We start from the raw sequence: 24658 nt of genomic DNA on the forward strand, positions 1-24658 counted from the left end.
GGTAGCCGGGGAGCCGGGGGGCCGGGGGCCGGGGGGCCGGGGGGCCGGGAGCGGGGACCGGGAACCGGATCGGGGGGCGAGGGGGAAGGTGAGGGCGGGGCCCGGGTGTGAGGCCGGGGGTCCACGGCCCCGGGTGGGTTGCTAACCGGCCATTGCCGTCGGGATGGTTCCTTGGTCTCGCTTTTACCCTTGACAGGGCGTCATGTCCGCGACAGCTTTGGTGGACCCCCCACACCGAGAGGTCTCTCATGAAGAAGCCGCTCATAGGCATGCTCGCCACGCTCCTGGTCGCAGGTGCCACTGCCCTCGCCGGAGCCTCCCCGGTCCAGGCCGCCCCCACGGCCACCGTCAACTTCGCCGGGACGGTCGGGCTCAGCAACTGTTCCGGCTCGCTGGTGCGGATGCCCGGCTCGGCCGCCGGCGACCCGGCCCTCGTGCTGTCCAACGGCCACTGCCTGGAGACCGGTATGCCCGGCCCCGGCGAGGTGGTCCTCAACCAGCCCTCCAGCCGGTCCTTCACCCTGCTCAGCGCCACCGGCGGCCGGCTCGCCACCCTGCGCGCGACCAAGGTGGTCTACGGCGCGATGACCGACACCGACGTGTCGATCTACCAGCTGAACACCAGTTACTCCTCGATTCAGTCGCGCTACGGGATCGCCCCGCTGACCGTCGCCGCCACCCACCCCGTCCAGGGCACCTCGATCCGGGTCGTCTCCAGCTACTGGAAGAAGATCTACTCCTGCTCGGTCGACGGCTTCGCCTACCGGCTGAAGGAGGCCGACTGGACCTTCAAGGACTCGGTCCGCTACACCTCGGCCTGCGACGTGATCGGCGGCACCTCCGGCTCGCCGGTGGTCGACGCCTCGTCCGGCCAGGTGGTCGCCGTCAACAACACCATCAACGAGAGCGGCGAGCGCTGCACCCTGGACAATCCCTGCGAGGTCGACCAGAGCGGCGCCGTGACGGTGCGCCAGGGCATCGGCTACGCCCAGGAGACGTACGGGATCCCCGCCTGCTTCGCGGCCGGCAACCGGTTCGACCTCACCCTCCCCGGTTGCACGCTGCCCCGCCCGTAGCCGAGCACCCGGCGGCCGGGGCGAGGCAACCCCACTGACCAGCACTTCCACCCCGATGGGCCATCCGCCGACGGCGGATGGCCCATTCAGTCACGTCCGTTGACCAGATGGAGAGTCGATGACCACCACGTTGAGAAGGCTGCTGGTTTCCACCCTGCTGATACCGCTGCTCGCGTTCGGCGCCCTGGCGGCGCCGGCGTCGGCCGCCGACGACCGAGGGGCCCGAGGCGCCCAGGGGGCCCAGGGCGCCCAAGGCGCCGAGGAGGCGCAGGGAGCCGGGACGGCCCACGGCCGGAGCCCCGCCGACGACCCGAACGCCGACATCAAGGACCGCCTGGCGGCGATCCCCGGCGTGACCATCACCGAGGAGAAGCCGACCACCACCGGTCACCGCTACTTCATCGCCACCTACACCCAGCCGATCGACCACGCCCGCCCCTGGCTGGGCACCTTCCAGCAGCGCTTCAGCCTGCTGCATCGCGGGTACGACCGCCCGACGGTCTTCTACACCAACGGCTACACCCTGGGCACCAACCCGTCCCGCACCGAGCCCACCCGCCTGGTGGACGGCAACCAGGTCTCCATCGAGTACCGCTTCTTCACCCCCTCCCGCCCCGACCCGGCGGACTGGTCCAAGGCCGGCATCCGTCAGGGCGCCGCCGACTCGCACCGCCTGGTGACCGCGCTGAAGCGGATCTACCAGCAGGAGTGGCTCTCCACCGGCGCCAGCAAGGGCGGCATGTCCTCCACGTTCTACCGCCGCTTCTACCCGGACGACGTGGCCGGCACGATCGCCTACGTCGCGCCCAACAACACCGACGTCGACGACTACGCGGCCTACAGCCAGTTCTTCCGCACCGTCGGCACCCCCGAGTGCCGGGCCCGGCTGAACGCCGCCCAGCGCGAGCTGCTGGTGCGCCGCGACCGGCTGGAGGCCCGCTACACGGCGGACAACAAGACGGCCGGCTCGACCTTCGACACCCTCGGCACCCCGGACCGCGCGTACGAGGCGGGCGTGCTGGACGTCGTCTGGGCGTTCTGGCAGTACAGCCTGGAGTCGGACTGCGCGAAGGTCCCGGTGGCCGCCACCGCGACCGACGACGAGCTGTACGCCTGGTTCGACGCGCAGTCGGGCATCACCGGCAACAGCGACCAGTCGCTGGCGAAGTACACCGCGTACTACTACCAGGCCGCCACCGAGCTGGGCGCGCCGTTCTTCGACGTCTCGTACCTGAAGGACCTGCTGCACTACGACTACAAGGAGCTCTACTCGGCCCGCACCTACGTGCCGAAGGGGATCCCGACCGTCTTCAACCCGAACGCGATGCCCGACATCGACCGCTGGGTGAAGCGCGACGGCGAGCGGATCATGTACGTCTACGGCGGCAACGACCCGTGGGGCGCCAAGCCGTTCCGTCTCGGCCGGGGCAGTGAGGACAGCTACGTGTACACCGTGCCCGGCGGCAACCACGGCTCCAACATCGGCCAGCTGCCGGCCGCGCAGTCCGCGGAGGCCACCGCCAAGGTGCTGGAGTGGGCCGGTCTGGGCGACCAGGACGCCGCCGGCTCGCTCGCCAAGGCGCCGCGGTCGATCCCGGCCTTCGGCCCGCTGGACGTGGAGGGCCGGCGGCTGGAGCAGGAGCGCCGCCCGCTGTAGCGCCTGAGGGCGCCGAGGCGCCTGAGCGAACAGGTCCCGCGTACCAGGAGGCCGCCCCGCTGCCCGGGGCGGCCTCCCGCCGTTCTGCTCCCTGCTCCCTGCCGTTCTGCTCCTGCTCCCTGTCCCCCGCTCCCTGTCCCCCGCTCCCTGTCCCCTGCTCCCTGCTCCTTGCCCCCTGCTCCCTGCTCCCCGCCCCCTGCTTCCTGCTTCCTGCGCCCTGTCCTGCCGTTCCGCCGCGCCTTCTCGCCTCCTTGCCCCCGCCCTCCCGGGACCGTCCCGGGAAGTCCCCCCGAACAGACCCCGAGTGGTTCCCGAACAGCCGAGGAACCGTCCCGAGCCCTCCTCGACCCCTCCCCGAAGCACTGAATCAGTGCTTCACTACTTCCATGGCCTATCGCCGCACGCCCGCCGTACAAGCCCGCCTGGACGCCCAGCGCGAGGCGGTACTGCAGTCGGCCGTCCTCCTGCTCGCCGAGCGCGGCTACGGCGGCTGCACGATGGCGGCCGTGGCGGACCGCGCCGGGATCGCCACCGGGAGCCTCTACCAGCACTTCGCCAACAAGGCCGAGCTGTCGGTGCAGCTGTTCCGGCGGGTGGTCACCCGCGAGATCGACGCGGTCAGCGCGGCCGTCGCCCGGCGTGGCACCCCGCAGCAGCGGATCGCCGCCGTCGTGGAGACCTTCGCCACCCGTGCCCTGCGCGCGCGGCGGCTGGCGTACGCGCTGCTGGTCGAGCCGGCCGACGCGGTGGTGGACGGCGAGCGCCTGGTGTTCCGGCGGGCGTTCCGGGACGTGATCGCCACCGAGATCGCCATCGCGGTGGCGAGCGGCGAACTGCCCGAGCAGGACCCGGTGCTGACCGCCGCGGCCCTGGTCGGTGCGGTCGGCGAGGCACTGGCCGGCCCGCTCGCCGCGGCTCCCCACCTCGGCGACAACCGGCACAGCGACCACACCACGGTGGTTCCCGCCCTGGTCTCCTTCACCCTGCGTGCCCTGGGAGGACGCGATGACAGCGACGCATGAGGTCACCAATCAGGTGCCTCTGCCGTACGGACACGACGCCGCCGCCGACCCGACCCTGCTCGCCGCCCTGGAGCGGGCCGGCGCCGACTGGGCCGAGCCCGAGCTGCGCGAGCTGGGCCGGCTGGCCGGCTCCGAGCAGGCCGCCGAGTGGGGCCGGCTGGCCAACGAGAACCCGCCCGTGCTGCGCACCCACGACCGCTTCGGCCACCGCGTCGACGAGGTCGAGTTCCACCCGTACTGGCACGAGTTGATGCGCACCGCCGTCACGTACGGGCTGCACGCGGCGCCCTGGCGGGACGAGCGGCCCGGCGCCCACTCCGCCCGGGCGGCGAAGTTCCTGGTGTGGAGCCAGGTGGAGGCCGGCCACACCTGCCCGATCTCGATGACCTACGCCGCCGTTCCGGCACTGCGCGCGAACCCGGCCCTCGCCGCGGAGTTGGAGCCGCTGCTGGCCGCCAAGGAGTACGACTACGGGCTGCGTGAGCCGCGCACCAAGCGCGGGCTGATCGCCGGCATGTCGATGACCGAGAAGCAGGGCGGGTCGGACGTCCGCGCCAACACCACCACCGCGGCGCCGCAGCCGGACGGCACCTACCGGATCACGGGCCACAAGTGGTTCACCTCGGCGCCGATGTCGGACCTGTTCCTGACGCTCGCCCAGGCCCCGGGTGGTCTCAGCTGCTTCGTGCTGCCGCGCGTCCTCCCCGATGGCAGCCGCAACCGGCTGCGCCTGATGCGGCTCAAGGACAAGCTCGGCAACAAGTCCAACGCCTCCGCCGAGCTGGAGTACGACGGCGCGGTCGGCCTGCTGGTCGGCGAGGAGGGCCGCGGGGTGCCGACCATCATCGAGATGGTCAACATGACCCGGCTGGACTGCACCATCGGTGCCGCCGCCGGCATGCGCTACGGCGCCACCCGGGCCGTCCACCACGCCCTGCACCGGCGGGCGTTCGGCAGGGCCCTGGTCGACCAGCCGCTTATGCGCAACGTGCTCGCCGACCTGGTGGTGGAGTCCGAGGCGGCCACGATCGTCGCGATGCGGCTCGCCCGGTCCACCGATCTCGTCCAACCCGGCGCGCACGCTCCGGGTGGGAGCGAAACCGAGGCGCTGGTGCGGCGGTTGGGCCTGGCGGTGGCCAAGTACTGGGTGTGCAAGCGCGGTCCGGGGCACTCCGCCGAGGCACTGGAGTGCCTGGGCGGCAACGGCTACGTGGAGGAGTCCGGGATGCCCCGGCTCTACCGCGAGGCGCCGCTGGTGTCGATCTGGGAGGGCTCCGGCAACGTCGCCGCCCTGGACGCGCTGCGGGCCATGGCGAAGCGCCCGGAGAGCGTCGACGCGTTCCTCGGCGAACTCGACGCCGCCGCCGGCGCGGACCGCCGGCTGGACGCGGCCGTCGCCGCGCTGCGCAAGCAGCTCACCGACCTGACCGACCTGGAGTTCCGCACCCGCCGGCTGGTCGAGTCGATGGCGCTGGCCTTCCAGGGCTCGCTGCTGGTCCGCTACGGCAGCCCGGCGGTGGCGGACGCGTTCTGCGCCAGCCGACTGGGCGGCGACCACGGCGCGGCCTTCGGCACCCTGCCGCCCGGGGTCGACACCGGGGCGATCATCGACCGCGCCCGCCCGGTGCCCGCGTGAGCGCCCGGGAGGCGGCGGACGTCCGCGCGTTCTGGCAGGCCCTCGGGCTGCCCGGCCTGGTCGACGTGCACACCCACTTCATGCCGAAGAGCGTCCTCGACAAGGTGTGGGCGTACTTCGACGCGGCCGGCCCGCTCATCAACCGGCCCTGGCCGATCACCTACCGCGAGGCCGAGGCCGAACGCGTCGAGCGGCTGCGGGAGTTCGGGGTCCGGGCGTTCACCTCCATGCTCTACCCGCACAAGCCGGGCATGGCCGCCTGGCTGAACGCCTGGGCCGCCGACTTCGCCGCCCGCACCCCGGACTGCCTGCACACCGCGACCTTCTTCGCCGAACCGGAGGCACCCGGCTACGTGGCCCGGGCGATCGAGGACGGCGCCCGGGTGTTCAAGGCCCACCTGCAGGTCGGCGGCTACGATCCGACGGACCGGCGGCTGGACGAGGTCTGGGGGCTGCTCGCCGAGACCGGCACCCCGGTGGTCAGCCACTGCGGATCAGGCCCGGTGGCGGGCAAGTTCACCGGGCCCGGCCCGATCGGCCAGGTGCTGGACCGGCACCCCGGGTTGGTCCTGGTGGTCGCGCACCTCGGCATGTCCGAGTACCGCGACTTCCTCGACCTCGCCGAGCGCCACCCGTCCGTCCGACTGGACACCACCATGGCGTTCACCGACTTCGTCGAGGCCGACGACCCGTTCCCGCGGGCCGAACTGCCGCGCCTGCGGGGGCTGCAGGACCGCGTCCTGCTCGGCACCGACTTCCCCAACCTCCCGTACCGGTACGTCCACCAGTTGGAGGTGCTGGCCGGGCTGGGCCTGGGGGAGGAGTGGCTGCGCGCCGTCTGCCACGACAACGCCGCGGCCCTGTTCGGCCTGGACTGATCACCGCACCGCCCGCAGCACCTCCAGCGCGTCCGCGTGCAGCCCGGGCGCGGCGGCGACGAAGCTGTCGGAGCCGGCCGTCCAGGCCGCCCCGGCGGCGTCCGTCACCGCCGCGCCCGCCTCGCTCGCGATGAGCGCGCCGGGCAGCAGGTTGCCCGCGTCCGGCCCGTACTCCCAGAACAGTGCCAGGTGCCCGGAGCCGACCTGCGCCACCTGCAGCGCGGTCGGGCCCAGGTTGCGCACCGCCAGGACGGAGCCCGCCATCGCGGACAGCGACTCGCCCGCCCTGCGCAGCGCCACCGGGTCCCCGGCGACCAGGGGCGGCTGGCTGGTGGCGGCGACGGTGGCCGCCAGGTCGCGCTCCACCGCCGTGATCGGCTGCCCGTCCAACTCGGCGCCCCCGCCCAGCACCGCCCGGTAGGTCCGCCCGCCGTCCAGCTCCGGGGCGTGCACCACGGCCAGCACCGCGGCGCCGTCCCGCACCAGTACGGCGGTGACCGCCCAGTGCGGATGGCCGAGCAGGTACTGCACCGCCCCGTCGGTCGCGTCGCACAGCCACCACTCGCCCTCGGCGGGCACCGAGCCGTCCGGTTCCTCCGGCACCCAGCCGGCCTGCGGGCGCAGCGCCGTCAGCCGAGCCCGCAGCCCGGCGGCCGCCGGGCCGTCCAGCTCCGCGAAGCGGGCCCCCGCCTCCGCGCGGGTCCGGGCCGTCGTCGGTTCGGTGGGCCGGTGCGCCGCCAGCTTCGCGCCGACCTCGCGCACCGCCTCCTCCACGCCCTCCACCAGCGTCCACAGCTCGTTCGTCACGGCGGCTTCCTCCTCGTTCCCCGGGCCGGTCCGCTCCGACCCCGACAGGACAAGGAGTACCGTCAGTGCTGCCGAACAGGACGCTGAATCAGCCGGAGACGACGGGGATCGGACACCATGGACCTCGGAACGACCGATCCGGACACCGTGCTGGACGCCCTCGACCGCCGCCTGGTCTGCGCCCTGCAGGTGGACGGCCGGGCCGAGCCCGGCCGGATCGCCGACGTGCTGGGCGTCTCCTCCCGCACGGTCACCCGCCGCCTCGCCCGGATGCGGCAGGCCGACGTGCTGCGGGTGGTCCGGATGCCGGACGTCGAGGACGCCGCCGTGGGCGCGCTGCTGCTCCGGGTCCGGGTGCTGAGCGGCCGGGTCGACGCGGTCGCGCGGGCACTGGCCGACCGGCCGGACGTCCCCTTCGTCGACGTGATGCTCGGCGGCCACGAGGTCGGCGCCGTCATGCTGACCGACGCCGGGGCCCGCGACCGCCTGCTGTACGGGCAACTGCCCGCGACCGGCGCCGTCACCGAGACCACCACCCACGCCGTGTTGCACGCCTTCGCCGATGCCGGGCAGTGGCGGGCCGGCCACCTGACCGAGGACGAGACCGCCGCGCTCGCCCGGCCCGCCGTGCCGCGCCCCACCGCGCCCCCGGCCCTGGACGCCCTCGACCGGGCGCTGCTGGAGCGCCTCGGCGAGGACGCCCGGCAGGCCCACGCCGTCCTGGCCGCGGCCGTCGGCGCGCCCGAGTCGACCGTGCGCCGCCGACTGCACCGGCTGGACGGTCTCGGCCTGCTGCGCACCCACGCCACCGTCGACCCGAGGCTGCTCGGCATGGCCGTGGACGCCAACCTCTGGCTGGAGGTGCCGCCGGGCCGGCTCGCCGAAGTCGGCGCGGCGCTGGCCCGCCACCCGCAGGTGCACGGCGTGTTCGCCACCAGCGGCCCGACCAACCTGCTGGCCACCCTGTTCTGCGCGGACCACGGCGGCCTGTACCGCTTCCTCACCGACACCCTCGGCCCGCTCGGGGTCGCCCGCGTCGAGACCACGATCACCGCCCGCGCGGTGAAACGGGCGGGCGTCCTGCTCCGGCAGCCGCCCCGGCGGCCGTGACCGGGGATCCGGCCGTGACCGTGGGCCCGGCCGTGAACGGCCGCGGATATCCACGGCCGTGAACGGCCGTGGATATCCGCTGCCTTGGGGGCGGGGTGACCGACAGCCGCCACCGCGCCGGGCAGCCCCCGCCCGCAGAGCGGGCCGCAGCCGGCCTCGACGCCGGCCGGCCGTTACGGCTGCCGCTCCGGCCCGACCGCGGAGTGCAGGAACCGTGCCGTCTGCGCGTCGGCCGGGAGGAAGGTCTCCATGGCCAGCTCGGAGACGGTCACGTCCAGCGGCGCGGTGAAGGTCGCGACGGTGGAGAGGAAGGAGAGCACCTGCCCCTCGTGCCGCATCCGCACCGGCAGCGCGAACGGCAGCCTTCCACCGGACGGGCCGCCTGCCGGACCGCCCGCCGGACCGCCGGACAGGCCGCCCGTCGGGTCCGCCGGGCCGTCGGCCGGCTGGGGGTAGCCGCGGACCTCCTCGTACAGCCGGCGCAGCGACTCGGCGCGGACCAGCTCCAGTTGTCGCTCCAGCCGTTCCAGCAGGTGCTGCCGCCACTGCCGCAGGTTCACGATGCGCGGCGCCAGCCCGTCCGGGTGGAGAGCGACCCGGATCGCGTTGAGCGGTGGCGCCAGCAGGTGCGGCGCGACGCCGTCCAGGAGCAGCCCGAGCGAGCGGTTGGCCGCCAGCACCCGGAAGCCCCCGTCCAGGACGGCCGCCGGGTACGGGTCGTGGGCGGCCAGCAGCCGCTCCATGCCGCCGCGCACCGCGTCCATCGAGGGGTCGTCCAGTGGCGTCTCGGGGTAGTGCGGGGCGTAGCCGGCCGCGAGCAGCAGGGTGTTGCGCTCGCGCACGGGGACGTTCAGCTGCTCGGCGAGCCGCAGCACCAGTTCCCGGCTCGGGCGGGAGCGGCCGTTCTCGACGAAGCTGAGGTGGCGGGCCGAGGAGTCCGCCCGCAGGGCCAGCTGCAGCTGGCTGAGTTGCCGTCGTTCCCGCCAGCCGCGGAGCAGCGGGCCCACTCCGGTTCCCGTCGGGCTGCCCATGCCCGCCATGATCGTCATGGCCCAGGACGGTACTCGAACGGGCCAGGTCCACGGGAGGGGGCGACGGGCCGAACGGGGTGAGGGCGCCGGCGACGGGCCAGGAGCCGAACCGGGCGACGGCGAGAGGCGGCGGCGAGGCGCGGCGGCGAGGCGCGACGGGCCGAACGGGGAGAGGAGTCAGACGCCGGTGCTGGAGCCCGGACGGATGACCATGATCACCACGACCACGGCCCACAGCAGGTTGAACACCCCGGCCGTCATCGGCAGCAGGCGCAGGCCGTCGACGGCCTTGGTGTGCTGCTGGTCCGCCGGGTCGGCGCCGAGCGCGTCCACGGCCGCCTGCTGGCCGGGCAGCACGAAGAGCAGCAGGGTGAGTGCGGCGACCGCGGTCAGGACCATCGAGACGATCACCCACGACTGTCCCATCACGTCCATCACCTGGGCCAGGCCGATGCCCAGCACCGGCACCGCGACCCCCAGCAGCGCGTAGACCTGGGTGATCCGGTGCAGGATGCGCAGCACGCCCGCGTCCGAGGCCTGGTCCGGGCCGCCGGCCAGTGCGGCCTTCGCCCGGCGCGGGAACATGCTGACGGCCACCGCGACCGGGCCTATGAACAGGACCGACACGAGGACGTGCAGGCTCAGCAGGAACTTGGCCATGGCGGGGCACCCTCTTGATCCGGTGGGCAGCTGGGACGGCGGGCGCGGTCGGCGCGCCCACGACCAGGCACGCTAACACCGCTTATCCACAGGCCAGGGTCCGGCCCCGGGGGCCGCCCCGCTGCCGGCTGCCGCCCCGCCCGTCGGCCCCGGCTCAGCCCGCGGCCGTCAGCCTCGGCTCAACCCGCGGCCGTCAGCTCCACGATCCGCGGCGGGGCGGTGCCGACCGCCGCGACGGCGGCGCCGTGTTCCGGATCCGTCCAGTCGACCAGGTGCAGATCCTCGTACCGGCCGCGCAGCGGCGCGCCGGGCGGGACGGCCAGTGGCAGGGCGGACAGGTCGATCCGGTTGAGGGTGTCCAGGGTGGCCCGCCCGATCTTGATCAGCGACTCCTTGCGCACCCACTGCCGCAGGAACGCCCGGTCCGGTTCCGGGTCCGCTTCGACCGCGGCCAGCTCGGCCGGCGTGAGCACCCGGCGGGCGACCGCGCGCAGCGAGCCGCTCCGGGCGGCCAGCTCGACGTCCACGCCGATCGGCCCGTAGCCCGCGCCCGCGGCGACCACTCCCCGCGTGTGCGACAGGCTCACGTGCACCTGAGGGTGGTCGGGCAGGTAGGGCTTGCCGTGGTCGGCGAGCCCGCAGTCCGGGCACTGCTGCGCGAGGACCAGGCCGTTCACCGGGACGTCGAGCAGCCGGGCGGCGCAGAGCCGGACCAGCAGGTGCCCGGCGGTGAAGTCGTTCCGCCCGGACTCGTGCCGGAAGCGTGCGGCGCGCTCCCGTTCGAGCGGGGTCAGCAGGTGTTCGCCCGCCCCGGGGTGCCGCAGTACGGCGTCGGCGGACGCCACGGCGACGAGTGGCGCGGCCTGGTCGTGGGCCTCGGTGGTCATGCCTCCAACCTAGCCCCACCCCGGGGCCCCGACGGCGGGGGAGTCCGCGGGGGCCGGGAGGGGCCCGCGCGGGACAGTGCGCGGGAGTGCCAGGGGAGACGCCGGAGCGCTCGATACGACGTTCGGGTGAGTCACGAAGCCGATCTGAGGCTCCGTAGGGTGTGAATAGTCCGATTTGGGGTTGGATGCCCCGGATCTCTGGGGATCGGCAGCGGACACCACGGAACGCGGCAGGTCGTCCGGCCTGCCCTTTTCTCTGCGCGGAGGAATTGTCGATGGGTCAGGCCACCGGTTCGCCGGATCGCAGAACGACCGCCGTGAGGACGCCCGCCGCCCGCGGCCGCCGGGCCGGCCGGGTGGCGGTGGCGACCGCCGTCGCCGCACTGCCGCTGGGAGCGGTGCTGACGGTCGGTTCGGCCGCGCCGCTCGCCCCGCCGCTGGGGGCCTGTGCCGGGCCCGGCTGCCCCGCGACCTGGCCACCGCCGAACAACGGTGACTTCACGGGGCGGGACGCCAACATCAACGTCTTCACCGGTGGCGACTACACCGTGAACGGTCGCGCCGCCGAGGCCGAGGGCAAGATCGTCACACTGGGCAACCTGACCGTCGACAAGAGCGGCGGTGGCGCCTACAACATGGGCGTCGTCGGCGTCGGCTCACGCGTCGTCCCTCCCAACGGCAGCGACTTCGTGACCACCGGCGGAAACGTCGACGTCAAGACCGGCAACCGGATCCTGATCGGCGGCAGCGACGCGCACGGCCAGGCGTTCGGCAACCTGCGCCACGCGGGCAGCGTGACCGGCCCCGTCAGCATCGACCCCACCGGGCAGTCGATCCGGGATCCGAACGCGGCCGCGCCGTACCAGACGGTGCTCACCCGGATCGAGGAGGTCTCCGACTGCGTCGGACGAGCCGCCGCGACCGGAACGGTCGACGTCTCCTCCAGCCAGGCGACCTTCACCGGTGACGGGGCCGCCCTGCGGCAGGTCTTCAACGTCACCCGGAACCTCGCCTCGCCGACCGGCGGCCAGATCGGCCTGGTCTTCGCGAACATCCCGGCCGGAGCCACCGTCGTGGTCAACATGCTCGGTGACAGCCCGGTCATCAACACCTACACGGGCACCGGTCTGGCGGGCGACCAGACCACCGGCATGCGCTCGAAGCTGCTGTACAACTTCCCGACCGCGACCTCGGCGCGGATCCTCGGCAGCGCCCAGTTCCAGGGCACGGTCCTGGCCGGGAACCCGGGCGGCACCACGACCATCGCCCAGCCGGGCGTGGACGGCCGGGTGTACCTGGCGGGCAACCTGATCCACACCGGCACGGGCGGCTACGAGATCCACAGCTACCCGTTCGACGGGGACCTCCCGGAGTGCACGGTGACGCCGAGCCCGTCGCCGACCTCGTCCTCGCCGTCGCCCTCCCCCACGTCGCCGTCGCCGACCTCGCCCAGCCCGACGTCCCCGCCCCCCACCTCGCCGACATCTCCCTCGCCGACCTCCCCGGCGCCCACCTCCCCGACCGCGAGCGCGTCGACGTCGAGTGCGCACCCGGCGCCGACCAGCCACCACCCGACCGGGCACCCGAGCAGCCACCACCCCGGCGGCGGCGGTGAGCTGCCCTCCACCGGCGCGGGCAACGCCGCGGTGGTCCTCGGCCTGGCGGGCGTCGGCCTGCTCGGTCTCGGCGGTCTGGCCGTGCTGGCCGCCCGCCGCCGCGGTCGCCACGGCTGACGGCCCCGAGGGGCGGCTGGACGGCGCCGAGCGCGCCCGACCGGCCGACCGCCGCGACGGGCCGCCCGGGTCGATCCGACCGGGCGGCCCGTGCGGTACCGGGCTGCGGCGCTACCGCTCGTTCGGGTAGTGCGCGAGCCCGGCGGCGAGCAGGCCGAAGGCCCGGTACACCGCCGTCTCGATCCGGGCCCGCACCGCTTCGGCCGGTTCGCCGGCCACCACGGCCCGCCGGATCTCGCCGAGGACCGCCCGGTGGGCGCCCGCGACGGCCCCGGCCACCACGTGGGGGAGCGGGTCGTCCGGGGCGGCTCCCGTCTCCTCGGCCAGGACGGCCGCCAGTGCCGCCTCGGCCCGTTCGCCGAGTTCCAGCAGCCGGGCGCGCAGCGCGGAGCTGTCCGCGACGACCCGCCAGAACGCCGCCATCCGCGGGTTCAGTCCGACCGTCGGTTCCCCCTCCGCGACCGCGGCCAGCAGGTCGAGCCGGACGGCGTCCACCGCGGAGCTGCCGGCCGGGCGGCGGCGGACCACCTCGGCGAGGTGGGCGACCACGGCGTCCTGCCGGTCGAAGAACAGGTCCTCCTTGGTCGGGAAGTAGTTGAAGACCGTGTTGGGGGAGACCCCGGCGGCCCGGGCCACCTCGACGACCGTGACCTGGTCGAACCCGCGCTCGGCGAACAGGCCCATGGCGGTGTCGGCCAGGAGGTCCCGGGTCTGCTGCTTCTTGAGTTCGCGAAGTCCCATGGTGGGAGTCTACGGCAGAACCGTGAGGTCACATCAAAGTTGCAGTGACCTCAAAAATATCCGCTAGGGTGGCGCCATGACCTTCACCTTCGGCATCTACCCCGGCGGACTGCTCGGCGACGACACCGGTGTGCTGGCGCCCGTCCGCCCGGACGACCCGGCGTCGATCGTCGCCGCCTTGCGCGAACTCCAAGGCGGGGCAACCGAGTTCCTGGTCCGCGCCTACCGCTCGTACGGCGAGCCCGGACGCACCCCGGAGCGGCCCGAGCAGTACGTCGCACAGGGGCGCAAGCTCGACCTGGTGCTCCAGTACCGCGACCGCAGCGGGGAGTTGGCGGGCTGGCTCGACTTCGTGCGGCACGCCGTCCGGACCGACGGCCACCGGGCCGCCTGCCTCCAGATCTGCGAGGAGCCCAACCTCGACCTGCCCCCCGTCGACGGCAGCATCCCCGGCGTCCGGCGGGCGCTGGTGGCGGGCGTGGTCGCGGCCAAGGAGGAGGCACTGGCCAACGGGTACGGCGATCTGGCCGTCGGCTTCAACGCGGTGCCGTCCTTCGATCCCACGGACACGTTCTGGCCCGGACTCGGCGAGCTCGCCGACGAGCGCTTCCACCGCGCGCTGGACTACGTCGGCCTGGACTTCTTCCCGGACGTCTTCCGCCCCCTGCCGCCCGGCCGGCTCGCCGACGCCGTAAGGACGGTGGTCACCGACTTCCGGCAGGACCGGCTGCCCCGCGCCGGCATCGGCCCGGACGTCCCGCTGCGGATCTGCGAGAACGGGTGGCCCACCGGCCCCGGGCGGAGCGAGGCGCGGCAAGCCGAGGTGGTCGAGGAGGTGGTCCGGACGGTCGTGGGGCTGGCAGCCGAACTCAACGTCACCGGATACCTGTTCTTCGCCCTCCGGGACGCCGACAGCGCGGGCGCGGGGCTGTTCCACCACTTCGGCCTGCTGCGCGACGACTACTCGCGCAAGCCGGCGTTCGACACCTACCGGAAGCTGGTGGCCGAGTTGGCCGAACCGGCGGGCTGAGAAGGCCGGTTCGGCACGGAGAGGCGCCCCCGCCGGGCGGTGCCGGAGCGCACCGGCGAGCCGGTCGGCCGCCCGGCGGGGGCCTCGGCACGAGGGGCCCCGGCTACCGCCGCCGCGCCCCCGGTCAGGTCACCTCGCCCCGGCGGGAGAAGCGCTCCGCGCGCCACTCACCGCTCTCCAGCACCTCGGCCAGCTGCCGGGCGGCGTCCCAGACCTCGGTGTACGAGAGGTAGAGCGGCGTGAAGCCGAAGCGCATCAGGTCCGGTGCGCGGAAGTCGCCGATCACCCCGCGCTCGATCAGCGCCTGCACCACCGGGTAGCCGTCGGCGTGCCGCAGCGCGACCTGGCTGCCGCGCCGGGCGTGCTCGCGCGGGGTCACCACCTCGATGCCGTCCAGGCCTTCGGTCAGCTCGATGAACAGGTCGGTCAGCGCCAGGCTCTTCGCCCGTACCGCCGCGAGGTCGACCCGTTCCCAGACGTCCAGCGAGGCGCCGAGGGCGGCCTGCCCGAGCAGCGACGGCGAGCTGGTCAGGAAGCGGCCGATGCCCGGCTTCGGCTCGTACCCGGGCTCGAAGGCGAACGGGCGGGCGTGGCCGAACCAGCCGCTGAGCGGCTGCAGCGGGCCGGCCGCCAGGTGCCGCTCGGCGACGTACAGGAAGGCCGGCGAGCCGGGGCCGCCGTTCAGGTACTTGTAGGTGCAGCCGATCGCGAAGTCCACGTTCGCGGCGCCGAGTTCGACCGGCAGCGCGCCCACGGCGTGGCACACGTCCCAGATCATCAGCGCGCCCGCGGCCTGCACTCGGGCGGTGATCCCGGGCAGGTCCAGCAGCTCGCCGGTGCGGTAGTCCACGAGCGAGAGGACGACCGCGGCGACGTCCCCGTCCAGGTGTCGGTCCAGCTCCTCAGGCCGGATCAGCGCGCTGCGCGCGCCCTCGACCAGGCCGGTCACGCCTTCGGCGATGTAGAGGTCGGTCGGGAAGGCCTCGGCGTCGCCGAGCACCGTGCGCCGCCCCGGGCGCAGCCGCAGCGCGGCCGACAGCACCTTGAACAGGTTCACCGAGGTGGTGTCGCAGACGACCACCTCCGCCGCGTCGGCGCCGACCAGCGGCGCGATCCGCCGCCCCAGCCGGTAGGGCTGCTCGAACCAGCCGGCCTCGTTCCAGCTGCGGATCAGCTCCCGGCCCCACTCCTCCTCGACCACCTGGCGCACCCGCTCCGGGGTGCGCACCGGCAGCGCGCCCAGCGAGTTGCCGTCCAGGTAGATCACCCCGTCCGGCAGGGCGAACTCCTTGCGGAAAGAGGCCAGTCGGTCGACGGCGTCCAGCGCCGCGCACTCCTCGCGCGTGGTGATGCCCATTCCTCGGTCCCCTCGTTCCCTGCTCTGCCCGACCCTGCTCTGCCCGATCCGGCCCGGTCCGGCCGGATCCGTCTCGGTTCTTCCCGTCACAGCCCGTCCCGGATCGCCCACAGCTCCGGGAACACGTCCTGCTCCGCCGACTTCCGCAGCCAGGTCAGCCCGCTGGAGCCGCCCGAACCGGGCTTGCCGCCCATCGTCCGCTTGACCGCGGACAGGTGCCGCTGGCGCCAGCGGGTGACCCGCTCGGCCACGTCCAGCAGGGCCTCGCCGAGCGGTTGCAGCTCGGCGAACTCCGGCTCGGTGTACACCCGCCGCCAGGCCGCCGCGACCTCCTCGGACGGGTGGTAGCGCCGCTCGGAGACCTCCGGGCGCACCGCGAGGCCGCGCCGCGCCAGCAGCGCCAGCGCCTCGTCGTACAGGCTGGGGGAGCGCAGTGCCCCGGTCAGCTCGTCCAGGGTGCGCGGCATGCCGTCGTACATCTTCAGCAGTGCGGCGTTCTTGTTGCCGAGCAGGAACTCCAGGTGCAGGAAGGCCGCGGACTGGAAGCCGGAGGCCTCGCCGAACAGTGCGCGGAAGGAGTTGAACTCCTGCGGCGTCATGGTGGCCAGCAGGCCCCAGGAGTCCGCCAGCACGTCCTGGGCGTGGGTGCCCCGGCGCAGCGCGGCCAGCGCGGCGGGCAGGTCGTCCTCGCGCAGGGCCTGACCGGCGAGCGTCCACTCGTGCCGCAGGAGGTCGAAGAGCAGTTCCATCACCTGGGTGGTGATGATGAACGACAGCTCGGCCGGCTCCTTGCTGAGCGGGTGCTGCAGTGCGTGCAACTCGTCCAGGCGCGCGTACCGGGCGTACGGAGTGCTCCGACCCGGCGCCCCGTCCCGACCGAACGACAGGTTGGGTGTCTCCACCGCGTCGTGCCCCATCCCGATCCCTCCTGATCCGTCCGGGCGCCCCGCCGCCCGCTGCGGTGAGCCAGACGGAGTGCCTGGTTCCACCGGGTGCCCATTGTGCGGCGGCAGGGGCCCCCGCTTGAATGGTCGACGGACACCGCAACCGCCGTTTGGTCTTTCGTTCGCGAGGCGTTCCGGCGTTTCGCTTTGCGAACGAGAACCACCTGATCCCGACCGCCCGGGGAGCCGCCATGGACGCCGTCGACCGCCGCCTGCTGGCCGAGCTGCAAGCCGACGCCCGGCTCTCGTACAACGAACTCTCCCGCCGGGTGAGCCTGTCCGCACCCGCGGTGGCCGAACGGGTCCGCCGCCTGGAGGCCGAGGGGGTGATCAGCGGCTACCACGCCCACGTGGACCCCACCCGGGCCGGCCTGCCGATCACCGCGCTGGTGCAGATCCAGTGCTACGGCCCGCGCTGCGTGCTGCGCGACCCCGAGGTGGCGACCTGGCCGGAGGTGCTCCAGCTGCACCGGGTCACCGGCGGGGCCTGCTGCGTCCTGCTGGTCGCGGTGCCGACGATGGCCGAGTTCGAGGCGCTGTGCGACCGGCTCGGCGGCTACGGCCAGCCGTCCAGCTCGATGATCCTCTCCAGCCCGGTGCCGTGGCGGCCGCTGGCACCTCGCTGACCGGCGGGGGGCTTCGCGCGCCGGCCGGGGTGCGGGCCGCGGCCTGACCGGGGTGCGGCCCGAGGCCGCCGGCCCCGACGCGGGCGTCGCCGAGGCCGTTGGCCTTGACGCGGACGTCAAGGAGTAGGTTCCCGGCATGCCGAACGAGCGCCACATCCTGCTGCTGCCGGGGAGCCTGCGGGCCGGCTCCACCAACGAGACGGTGCTGCGCACCGCGGCCGCCGTCGCCGCCGCCACCCCGGGCCTGCGGACCACGTACTACACCGGGCTGGGCGGGCTGCCGCACTTCAACCCGGACCTGGACGCCGATCCGCTGCCGGGGCCGGTGGCCGCGCTGCGGGCCGCGATCGGGGCGGCCGACGCGCTGCTGGTCTGCACCCCCGAGTACGCCGGGACGCTGCCGGGCGCGTTCAAGAACCTGCTGGACTGGACGGTCGGCGGGGTCGAGATCTCGGACAAGCCCGCCGCCTGGATCAACGCGGCCGGACCGGGGCGCGGCGGGGGAGCCGAGGCCACCCTGCGCACCGTCCTCGGCTACACCGGCGCGGCCGTGGTGGACGGGGCCTGTGTCCGCATCCCGCTGGAGCGCGGGGCGGTCGGCCCGGACGGGCTGGTCGACGACCCGGCGGTGCGCGAGCGGATCGGCGCGGTGCTGGCCGAGCTGGCCGCCGCCTGACACCACCCGAGGCGGCCGACGCCGACTGACCCCGCCCGGTCGGCGCCGGCCGGGCTCAGTTCGCCTTGGGGAGGTGCACCCCGAGCCCGGCCAGACCCTCCAGGAACAGCTCCACGCCGACCGCCGCCAGCAGCAGTCCGAGCAGCCGGGACAGCACCTCCAGCGAGGTCCGGTGAGTGCGCTGCATCAGCGGCGCGAGCACGGCCACGCAGAGGTAGTTGATCACCGTGACGGCGACGTACGCGCCGGCGACGGTGGCCTTCCAGCCCCAGTCGTCCTGGTTGAGCGAGGCGACCAGCACGGCGGTCACCGCGAGCGGACTGGCGATGTAGGGCAGCAGCAGCTCGCGGATGCCGTCCACCAGCGGGTTCGGCAGGTGCTCGTCATCCGCGCCGTCGCCCCCGAGGTGGACGCCGAAGACCAGGGCGACGGCGTAGACGAAGAAGATCAGTCCGCCCGCGAGCTGCAGCGACTGGTCGCTGATGTGGAACAGCGTGCTGACCTCGTCGGCCGTGAAGCCGAGCACCAGGCCGATCACCGCCGAGATGACCGTGCTCCATGCCGCCAGCCGCCGCAGCTCCCGGGTCGTGCGGGTGGTGGCCAGCCGGGCGAAGGCCAGCAGGGTCTTGGGCGGGCCGACCACGGCGAAGAAGGTGATGAAGGCGCTGCTCAGGTTGAAGACGAACATGGGCCAAGCATGACCGCGGCGCCCGGGGCGGCCGGTCCGCCACGCCCCGCGGCCGGGCGTGGCGTGGATCTCCCCGGCGGCGGCCCGGTCCCGCCCGGCGGTTCATTCCCGAGCGGCGGCGAATTCGCCCGGATGGCGGCCCCGGCTCGAACGGGTGCGCGCTCTCGGTTGCTATGGAGGCAGGACCGCCGCGCAGCGAACCCGCCGCGTCGGCAGGAGCCACTGGCAGGGACCACTCCGCCGCGGAAACGAGGAAGCGACATGTGCCTGAACCGTAAGGACCTGGGCCTGCTGGCCCTGCGCAGCGCGGTCGGCGGGGTGCTGATCGCGCACGGCACCCAGAAGCTGTTCGGCTGGTTCGGGGGTGGCGGCCTGGAAGGAACCACGCAGGCGATGGAGCACATGGGCTTCCACCCCGCCCGGCAAAGCGCGATCGCGGCAGGCCTCGGCGAGGCGGGCGGCGGTGCGCTCCTGGTGGCCGGGCTGGCCACACCGGCGGCCGGTGCGGTGGTGGCCGGGACGATGGCGGGCGCCGTGGCGGTGCACGCCCCGGCGGGCTTCTTCGCCATGTCCGGCGGCTACGAGTACCCCGCGTTCCTCGGCGCGACCGGGCTGGCGATCGGCCTGGCCGGCGCCGGACGGTACTCGCTGGACCACCTGACCGGCCACGTCTTCGACCGGCCCTGGGTCGGCCTGCTGTCCTTCGCGGGCAGCGCGGCCGGGGCGTACGGGGTGGTGGCGCGGCGCCGGCACGTGGTGCGGCTGCGCGAGGAGCGGGCCGCGGTGGAGGCCGACGAACAGGCGGGCACGGGGCTGTCCTGACGGGCCGCGGAACCGTTTCACCCGGAGGCAGCAGCCCTGCTGGCGGCTGTCTCCGGGCCCTCGGAGGGTGGGCCGGGAGGCGTGCCGGGCAGCCCGGCGCCGACCGGAAACGAGGGACCGCATGAACCGCCAGCCGCTCACCCGGGCCACCCCCTGGACCCCGCCGCCAGTCACCGCACGAGTCACCACGCGAGTCACCGCGCGAGTCACCGCCCAGGACCCGGACGCGCCGCCGGTGCGTCGCCGACGCCGCTGGGTGCCGGGGGTCTCGGCCGCGGCGGTGATCGGCGTGGCGGCGTTGGCGGGCTGCTCCTCCGGTACCAGCGCGAGCAGTGTGGCCTCCGAGGCGGCGTCCGCGGTGCAGAAGGGCGCGAGCGCCGCCGCCTCCGCCGCCTCGGCGCTGGCCTCCGGGGCGGCCGGAGCGGGGGCGGCGATCGCCTCGGCGGAGGCGCAGGCCTCGGCGGCGGTGTCGGCGGCCTCCTCGGCCGTGGCCGGGATCAAGGGCGGGCTGGACGCCAAGGGGGACGTCACCGCCGGGGCGGTGTCCACCGGTTCGGACGGCAAGGCCCAGGTGCAGTTGACCGTCACCAACCACGGCCAGCAGTCGTACCGCTACGTGATCCAGGTGGACTTCACCGACGAGTCCGGCAAGGTGCTCGACGCGACCGCGGTGACCGTCCAGGACGTGGCCGCCGGGCAGAGCGCCCAGGCCACCGCGCACGGCAACCGGGACCTCTCCGGCACGGTCAAGGCCCAGGTGGCCAACGCCGTCCGCTACTGACCGCCCGCCCGGCAGCCGACGCCCCGCTACCTGCCGGTGCCCCGCTGCCGGTGCCCGGCTCGGCGCGGCGGCGGAACCTTAAGCGGGGCTCAAGGCCCAACGGCACCCCTTGACGGGCGAGTTGGTCTAGTCCATTTTTATTGCCCAGGTGCAGGGAGCCCCTGAACCGGCGTCAGCGGCCTCGCGCCCCAGGCGCCGGTTCGGCGCATCCCGGTGTCCGTCAATGCCCGTCATGGCCTGATCCGCTCGATTCCCCGCCCATTCCTGTCATGTCCCGGTCGTCCGGCCCCACCCCGGATGCTCGCCCCCGGGACGCCCCCCGGGGCGGCGGGAACCCCCACAACCAGGAGTCACGCACCCATGCTGCGCTCACGCATCGAAAGGGCCGGGATCCCGGCTCCGCAGGGCGGCCGCCGACGCCGCCCGAAGAGCCTGGTCGCCGTCGCGGCCGGGACCACGGCCTCCCTGCTGCTCGGCGCGGGCCTCGCGCTGTCCGGCGGCGGCGCGGCCAACGCCGCGACCACCAACACCAGCGGCGCGCCCGCCACCAGCGGCGGCATCAAGGTCGCCTACTACGACCAGTGGTCGATCTACGCGAACGGCTACTACCCCAAGACGATCCAGGACACCGGCGTGGCCGGGAAGCTGGACTACCTGATCTACGACTTCGCCAACATCCACCCGAGCGACCTGGGGTGTTTCGAGGCCACCAAGGCCGCCGACACGAACGACAACAACCCCAACGCGGGCGACGGCGCGGGCGACGCGTTCGCCGACTACCAGAAGAGCTTCGGCGCCGACATCTCGGTCGACGGCGTCGGCGACGTCTGGAACCAGCCGATCGCGGGCAACTTCAACCAGCTGAAGAAGCTGAAGGCGAAGAATCCCAACCTCAAGATCCTGATCTCGCTCGGCGGTTGGACCTACTCCAAGTACTTCTCGTCGGCGGCCGCCACGGACGCGTCGCGCAAGCACCTGGTGTCGTCCTGTCTGGACATGTTCATCAAGGGCAACCTGCCGACCGACGCCGGCTACGGCGGTGCGGGCTCGGCGGCCGGCATCTTCGACGGCGTCGACATCGACTGGGAGTACCCGGGCGGCGGCGGCCACACCGGCAACATCTCCAGCCCGGCCGACAAGCAGAACTTCACGGCGCTGCTGAAGGAGTTCCGCACCCAGCTGGACGCGCAGGGCAAGGCCGACAACAGGACCTACGCCCTGTCGGCGGCGGTCGGCGCCGGCCAGGACAAGATCATGAACGTCGAGACGGACAAGATCGGCCAGTACCTGACCTTCCTCGACGTCATGACCTACGACATGCACGGCGGTTGGGACCCGCAGGGGCCGACCAACCACCAGGCCCCGCTCTACTCGGGCCCGAACGACCCGTCGACCCCGGCCAAGCCGGGCAACGGCAAGTACTCGATCGACAACGCCATCAAGGCGTGGACGGTCGGTGACGCGCAGTACGGCATCCCCGGCGGCTTCCCGGCCAACAAGATCAACATGGGTGTGCCGTTCTACTACCGGGGCTGGACCGGCGTCCAGAACAACGGCAGGAACGGCCTCTTCCAGCCCGCCGCCGGCCCGGCGGCCGGTGCGGCGATGTCCGGCAACGTCCCCGGCATCCAGATGTTCAAGGAGCTCGCCGGCTTCGTGGACAACCCGTCCAAGACCTTCTGGGACGACGACGCCAAGGCCACGTACTTCTACGACGGCACCACCTTCTGGAGCGGCGAGGACGCCAGGTCGATCCAGGCCAAGCTCGACTACGCGCACTGCAACGGACTCGGCGGCTCCTTCGCCTTCTCGCTCTACGACCTGGGCACCAGGACCGCCCTGTTCGACAAGATGGTGAGCGCCACCAACGGCTCCGCCGCCGGCTGCCCCGCCCCGCCGACCGGCACGCCGAGCCCGACCCAGACGCCGACCGGCACCCCCACCGGCACGCCGACGGGCACCCCGACCGGCACCCCCACGGGCACCCCGACCGGTACGCCCAGCACGCCGGCCACCTGCTCGGCCGCCCCGAGCTGGGACCCGAACGCCACCTACGCGGCCGGCGGCACCAAGGTCTCGTGGAAGGGCCACTACTACACCAACAAGTGGTGGACCAAGGGCGAGGACCCGACCCTGAGCGGCCAGTGGGGCGTCTGGGCCGACAACGGCCCCTGCTGACGGGCCCGTACCGCCGACGGTCCGACGGCCCACGCAGCACCTGAAGCCATGAGTCCGGCCCGCCGGGGGAGCACCCCGGCGGGCCGGACCCGTCCGTTCCCGGGCGGCCTCCGGTCAGGCCGCCCGCTTCTCGGGTCGCCCGCCGGCCGGGTCGCCCGTCAGTCCAGGTCGGCCGTGCGCCCGAGGGCGTCCGGCTGGCTCTCCTCGATCCGCCGCAGCATCCGGGCCAGCAGGCCGGAGAGGGCGGTGCGCTCCTCGCCCACGACGTCCTGGAGCAGCTCCTCCTCGAACACCGCCGCCATCCGCATCGACTCCAGCCACTTGTCGCGGCCGGTCTCGGTCAGCTCGATGATCACCCGCACCCGGTTGGACTCGTCCCGGTCCCGGGTGACCAGGCCGTCGGCCACCATCCGGTCGATCCGGTGCGTCATCGCCGCGGGGGTGAGCCCGAGCCGCTTGGCCAGCTCGCCCGGCCCCAGCCGGTAGGGGCTGCCGGCGACCACCAGCGCCTTGAGCACCTCCCACTCCGCGGAGGTGATTCCGAGCACAGTCAGCTGACGGTCGTACGCCACGCCCATCCGCCGGGAGACCCGGTTGAGGGTCTGCACGATGGTCTCCACCTGGGGGTCCACGGTGGGGAATTCCCGCTGGTAGAGGGCCACCTGCTCGGCGATGCCGAGCTCCAGGGGGGTGGCCGGGGCGGGCTTGTCGGCAGCCGGCGCCGGCTTGTCCGTAGTCATGCGGACCAGTGTCGCACGAGCGTGCACTCCTTAAGCCTTTGACTCCACACCCTTCTGGTGCTAAGACTTTATCTCGTCAAACTTTAGCTCTGAAATCTTCTGGACTTAAGAGTATCCAGTCGAAGCCAGGAAGGGATGTGCACGGTGACCGGCACGGTGAAGCAGCAGAGGCAGCAGCGACGGGGGACGGGCAGCCCGCTGCGCCGCGTCCAGATCGGCAACGCGCTCAGCGCGTTCGGCAGCGGGTTCACGATGCCGTACATGTTCGTGTACGTGGACCAGGTGCGCGGGCTGGGCTCGCTGGCAGCCGGGATGGTGTTCACCGTCTTCGCGCTGGCGGCCCTCGCCGTGCTGCCGTTCACCGGCCGCGGCATCGACAAGTACGGTCCCCGTCCGGTGCTGCTGGTCGGCACGGCCCTCGCCGCCACCGGCGCGTTCGCCTTCGGCCACGCCAGCGGCACCCCGGCGCTGCTGGTCTCCTCCTTCCTGTTCGGCGCGGGTGTCACCACCTGCCAGCCGGCGCTCGCCACGATGATCGTTCGCTGCTCGACTCCGGCGACGCGTTCGCACGCCTTCGCGCTGCAGTTCACCCTGGTCAACCTGGGCATGGGCATCGGCGCGCTGGTCGGCGGCCAGATCGTGAACGTCTCGGACCCGGCCAGCCTGACCAGGCTGTTCACCATCGAGGCGGCGACCTTCCTCGGCCTGGCCCTGGTCACCGGCACCGCCCGGATGCCCAAGGCCCACCTGGTAGCCGTCCACGGGAAGGCCGACGGCCCGACCGGCCTGCGGGCACTGGTCGCCGACAAGGCGATGCTGCGGCTCTGCCTGCTCGCCGGGCTGATCTTCTTCACCTGCTACGGCCAGTTCGAGTCCGGCGTCGCGGCCTTCGCCACCGACACCGTCGGCACCGCGCCCTCCACCCTGGGCCTGGCCATCGGCGCCAACGCGCTGACCATCGTGGTGCTGCAGATGTTCATGGTGCGGATCACCGCGCGCCGCCGCCGCACCACCGCGATGGCCGCGGCCGGCGTGGTCTGGCTCGGCGCCTGGGCGATGGCCCTGGTGGCCGGACTGATCCGGACCGAGACCATGGCCGCCACCGTCGCCATCGTCTCGATCTACGCCCTCTTCGGTGTCGGCGAGTCGCTGCTCGCGCCCACCATGGGCCCGATCGTGGCCGACCTCGCCCCGGCCCGGCTGCTCGGCACCTACAACGCCGGGTACGCCCTGGTGAAGCAGATAGCGATCGCGGTCGGCCCGGCCGTCGGCGTGCTGCTGGTCGGCTCCGGCACCTGGCCGCTCTACCTCGCGGCGATGGCGGGCTCGACGCTGCTGATCGTCGCCCTGGCCCTGCGGCTGCGACCGCACCTCACGCCGGAGCAGGACAACGCGGCCCCGGCCGTGGTCCGCGCCGTCCCGGTCCGGGAACTGCAGACCGCCGCGTAAAGGGCGTGCACGCAAGAGCGTTCGAAACGGGCGCCGGCCAGGTCACCTGGTCGGCGCCCGTCGCGCTTGGCTTCACGACCACCGCCACATAGTGTCAGTGGCTGTTGACCGCCCGGATCCGGCCGCAGC

General features: G+C 73.6%; 23 protein-coding genes. 14 read left to right on the forward strand and 9 right to left on the reverse strand.

From position 1 onward, the window contains the following. Positions 1–248: 248 nt before the first annotated feature. The 5 genes from IF30_RS0127960 (at position 249) to IF30_RS0127980 (ending at position 6269) form a co-directional block, all read left to right on the forward strand. The gene (locus IF30_RS0127960) at positions 249–1076 is read left to right on the forward strand and encodes a S1 family peptidase (protein ID WP_030243563.1); all 828 of its coding nucleotides are present in this window, start codon (positions 249–251) and stop codon (positions 1074–1076) included. Positions 1077–1194: 118 nt separating this feature from the next. Next, on the forward strand, positions 1195–2733 hold the full coding sequence (locus IF30_RS0127965; protein ID WP_051711342.1) for a S28 family serine protease: 1539 nt from the start codon (positions 1195–1197) through the stop codon (positions 2731–2733). A gap of 386 nt (positions 2734–3119) precedes the next feature. Further along, a complete protein-coding gene (locus IF30_RS0127970) occupies positions 3120–3755 on the forward strand; it encodes a TetR/AcrR family transcriptional regulator (RefSeq protein ID WP_030243567.1) in 636 nt (211 codons plus the stop codon). Next, positions 3739–5391, forward strand: coding sequence for an acyl-CoA dehydrogenase family protein (locus tag IF30_RS0127975; protein WP_030243568.1), 1653 nt, complete (start codon positions 3739–3741; stop codon positions 5389–5391). Before IF30_RS0127970 ends, IF30_RS0127975 begins: the two co-directional genes overlap by 17 nt. Continuing rightward, a complete protein-coding gene (locus IF30_RS0127980; protein WP_030243570.1) occupies positions 5388–6269 on the forward strand; it encodes an amidohydrolase family protein in 882 nt (293 codons plus the stop codon). Before IF30_RS0127975 ends, IF30_RS0127980 begins: the two co-directional genes overlap by 4 nt. Here IF30_RS0127980 and IF30_RS0127985 read toward each other — a convergent pair whose 3' ends face one another. Then, the gene (locus IF30_RS0127985; protein ID WP_030243571.1) at positions 6270–7076 is read right to left on the reverse strand and encodes an inositol monophosphatase family protein; all 807 of its coding nucleotides are present in this window, start codon (positions 7074–7076) and stop codon (positions 6270–6272) included. Between the two features lie 117 nt (positions 7077–7193). Between IF30_RS0127985 and IF30_RS0127990 the strand changes: the two genes are divergently transcribed. Further along, positions 7194–8186: an Lrp/AsnC family transcriptional regulator gene (locus IF30_RS0127990; RefSeq protein ID WP_030243573.1), complete on the forward strand. Its 993-nt coding sequence runs from the start codon at positions 7194–7196 to the stop codon at positions 8184–8186. 173 nt (positions 8187–8359) lie between these two features. Here IF30_RS0127990 and IF30_RS0127995 read toward each other — a convergent pair whose 3' ends face one another. The 3 genes from IF30_RS0127995 to IF30_RS0128005 all read right to left on the reverse strand — a co-directional run bounded on the left by IF30_RS0127995 (position 8360) and on the right by IF30_RS0128005 (position 10764). Beyond that, positions 8360–9235, reverse strand: coding sequence for a helix-turn-helix domain-containing protein (locus tag IF30_RS0127995; protein ID WP_030243575.1), 876 nt, complete (start codon positions 9233–9235; stop codon positions 8360–8362). 159 nt (positions 9236–9394) lie between these two features. Further along, entirely contained in the window at positions 9395–9877 is a 483-nt protein-coding gene (locus IF30_RS0128000) for a membrane protein (RefSeq protein ID WP_030243577.1), read from the reverse strand. A gap of 179 nt (positions 9878–10056) precedes the next feature. After that, positions 10057–10764: a 4'-phosphopantetheinyl transferase family protein gene (locus IF30_RS0128005; protein ID WP_030243579.1), complete on the reverse strand. Its 708-nt coding sequence runs from the start codon at positions 10762–10764 to the stop codon at positions 10057–10059. Positions 10765–11081: 317 nt separating this feature from the next. Between IF30_RS0128005 and IF30_RS0128010 the strand changes: the two genes are divergently transcribed. Continuing rightward, positions 11082–12497: a choice-of-anchor A family protein gene (locus tag IF30_RS0128010; protein ID WP_199807937.1), complete on the forward strand. Its 1416-nt coding sequence runs from the start codon at positions 11082–11084 to the stop codon at positions 12495–12497. A gap of 111 nt (positions 12498–12608) precedes the next feature. Here IF30_RS0128010 and IF30_RS0128015 read toward each other — a convergent pair whose 3' ends face one another. Next, entirely contained in the window at positions 12609–13238 is a 630-nt protein-coding gene (locus IF30_RS0128015) for a TetR family transcriptional regulator (RefSeq protein ID WP_030243582.1), read from the reverse strand. 76 nt (positions 13239–13314) lie between these two features. On the opposite strand from IF30_RS0128015, the gene IF30_RS0128020 reads away from it, so the two are divergent. Further along, positions 13315–14268 (forward strand): hypothetical protein, encoded by a 954-nt coding sequence (locus IF30_RS0128020; RefSeq protein ID WP_030243583.1) that lies wholly within the window; start codon positions 13315–13317, stop codon positions 14266–14268. 124 nt (positions 14269–14392) lie between these two features. Here the strand turns inward: IF30_RS0128020 and kynU are convergent, their stop codons facing one another. Next, positions 14393–15625 (reverse strand): kynureninase, encoded by a 1233-nt coding sequence (gene kynU, locus IF30_RS0128025; RefSeq protein ID WP_030243585.1) that lies wholly within the window; start codon positions 15623–15625, stop codon positions 14393–14395. 86 nt (positions 15626–15711) lie between these two features. Continuing rightward, the gene (locus tag IF30_RS0128030) at positions 15712–16542 is read right to left on the reverse strand and encodes a tryptophan 2,3-dioxygenase (RefSeq protein ID WP_030243586.1); all 831 of its coding nucleotides are present in this window, start codon (positions 16540–16542) and stop codon (positions 15712–15714) included. Between the two features lie 218 nt (positions 16543–16760). Here IF30_RS0128030 and IF30_RS0128035 point away from each other — a divergent pair, with 218 nt between their 5' ends. After that, complete coding sequence (locus tag IF30_RS0128035; RefSeq protein ID WP_030243588.1) at positions 16761–17195, forward strand: Lrp/AsnC family transcriptional regulator; 435 nt, start codon at positions 16761–16763, stop codon at positions 17193–17195. 136 nt (positions 17196–17331) lie between these two features. After that, the gene (locus IF30_RS0128040) at positions 17332–17871 is read left to right on the forward strand and encodes an NADPH-dependent FMN reductase (RefSeq protein WP_030243590.1); all 540 of its coding nucleotides are present in this window, start codon (positions 17332–17334) and stop codon (positions 17869–17871) included. 55 nt (positions 17872–17926) lie between these two features. Here the strand turns inward: IF30_RS0128040 and IF30_RS0128045 are convergent, their stop codons facing one another. Then, a complete protein-coding gene (locus tag IF30_RS0128045) occupies positions 17927–18559 on the reverse strand; it encodes a MarC family protein (RefSeq protein ID WP_030243591.1) in 633 nt (210 codons plus the stop codon). A 261-nt stretch (positions 18560–18820) separates the two neighbouring features. Between IF30_RS0128045 and IF30_RS0128050 the strand changes: the two genes are divergently transcribed. From IF30_RS0128050 to IF30_RS0128060, 3 genes are all read left to right on the forward strand, one after another. After that, positions 18821–19381 carry a DoxX family protein gene (locus IF30_RS0128050; RefSeq protein ID WP_037901452.1) on the forward strand — a complete coding sequence of 187 codons (561 nt, stop codon included), beginning with the start codon at positions 18821–18823 and terminating at the stop codon, positions 19379–19381. A 121-nt stretch (positions 19382–19502) separates the two neighbouring features. After that, complete coding sequence (locus IF30_RS47010) at positions 19503–20162, forward strand: FxLYD domain-containing protein (protein ID WP_051711351.1); 660 nt, start codon at positions 19503–19505, stop codon at positions 20160–20162. Positions 20163–20522: 360 nt separating this feature from the next. Continuing rightward, positions 20523–22340 carry a glycosyl hydrolase family 18 protein gene (locus IF30_RS0128060; protein WP_051711352.1) on the forward strand — a complete coding sequence of 606 codons (1818 nt, stop codon included), beginning with the start codon at positions 20523–20525 and terminating at the stop codon, positions 22338–22340. Between the two features lie 158 nt (positions 22341–22498). Here IF30_RS0128060 and IF30_RS0128065 read toward each other — a convergent pair whose 3' ends face one another. After that, positions 22499–23080 carry a MarR family winged helix-turn-helix transcriptional regulator gene (locus IF30_RS0128065; RefSeq protein WP_078891769.1) on the reverse strand — a complete coding sequence of 194 codons (582 nt, stop codon included), beginning with the start codon at positions 23078–23080 and terminating at the stop codon, positions 22499–22501. A gap of 144 nt (positions 23081–23224) precedes the next feature. Between IF30_RS0128065 and IF30_RS0128070 the strand changes: the two genes are divergently transcribed. Next, on the forward strand, positions 23225–24529 hold the full coding sequence (locus IF30_RS0128070; protein ID WP_234322871.1) for an MFS transporter: 1305 nt from the start codon (positions 23225–23227) through the stop codon (positions 24527–24529). Positions 24530–24658: the final 129 nt, after the last annotated feature.

Origin of the sequence: Streptomyces sp. NRRL S-350 (assembly GCF_000719705.1) — a bacterium.
Classification (GTDB): Bacteria; Actinomycetota; Actinomycetes; order Streptomycetales; family Streptomycetaceae; genus Kitasatospora.

Coding starts and splice junctions, on each gene's coding strand:
- IF30_RS0127960 (WP_030243563.1), top strand. CDS start 249: ATGAAGAAGCCGCTCATAGGCATGCTCGCCACGCTCCTGGTCGCAGGT.
- IF30_RS0127965 (WP_051711342.1), top strand. CDS start 1,195: ATGACCACCACGTTGAGAAGGCTGCTGGTTTCCACCCTGCTGATACCG.
- IF30_RS0127970 (WP_030243567.1), top strand. CDS start 3,120: ATGGCCTATCGCCGCACGCCCGCCGTACAAGCCCGCCTGGACGCCCAG.
- IF30_RS0127975 (WP_030243568.1), top strand. CDS start 3,739: ATGACAGCGACGCATGAGGTCACCAATCAGGTGCCTCTGCCGTACGGA.
- IF30_RS0127990 (WP_030243573.1), top strand. CDS start 7,194: ATGGACCTCGGAACGACCGATCCGGACACCGTGCTGGACGCCCTCGAC.
- IF30_RS0127995 (WP_030243575.1), bottom strand. CDS start 9,235: ATGACGATCATGGCGGGCATGGGCAGCCCGACGGGAACCGGAGTGGGC.
- IF30_RS0128000 (WP_030243577.1), bottom strand. CDS start 9,877: ATGGCCAAGTTCCTGCTGAGCCTGCACGTCCTCGTGTCGGTCCTGTTC.
- IF30_RS0128005 (WP_030243579.1), bottom strand. CDS start 10,764: ATGACCACCGAGGCCCACGACCAGGCCGCGCCACTCGTCGCCGTGGCG.
- IF30_RS0128015 (WP_030243582.1), bottom strand. CDS start 13,238: ATGGGACTTCGCGAACTCAAGAAGCAGCAGACCCGGGACCTCCTGGCC.
- IF30_RS0128020 (WP_030243583.1), top strand. CDS start 13,315: ATGACCTTCACCTTCGGCATCTACCCCGGCGGACTGCTCGGCGACGAC.
- kynU (WP_030243585.1), bottom strand. CDS start 15,625: ATGGGCATCACCACGCGCGAGGAGTGCGCGGCGCTGGACGCCGTCGAC.
- IF30_RS0128030 (WP_030243586.1), bottom strand. CDS start 16,542: ATGGGGCACGACGCGGTGGAGACACCCAACCTGTCGTTCGGTCGGGAC.
- IF30_RS0128035 (WP_030243588.1), top strand. CDS start 16,761: ATGGACGCCGTCGACCGCCGCCTGCTGGCCGAGCTGCAAGCCGACGCC.
- IF30_RS0128040 (WP_030243590.1), top strand. CDS start 17,332: ATGCCGAACGAGCGCCACATCCTGCTGCTGCCGGGGAGCCTGCGGGCC.
- IF30_RS0128045 (WP_030243591.1), bottom strand. CDS start 18,559: ATGTTCGTCTTCAACCTGAGCAGCGCCTTCATCACCTTCTTCGCCGTG.
- IF30_RS0128050 (WP_037901452.1), top strand. CDS start 18,821: ATGTGCCTGAACCGTAAGGACCTGGGCCTGCTGGCCCTGCGCAGCGCG.
- IF30_RS47010 (WP_051711351.1), top strand. CDS start 19,503: ATGAACCGCCAGCCGCTCACCCGGGCCACCCCCTGGACCCCGCCGCCA.
- IF30_RS0128060 (WP_051711352.1), top strand. CDS start 20,523: ATGCTGCGCTCACGCATCGAAAGGGCCGGGATCCCGGCTCCGCAGGGC.
- IF30_RS0128065 (WP_078891769.1), bottom strand. CDS start 23,080: ATGACTACGGACAAGCCGGCGCCGGCTGCCGACAAGCCCGCCCCGGCC.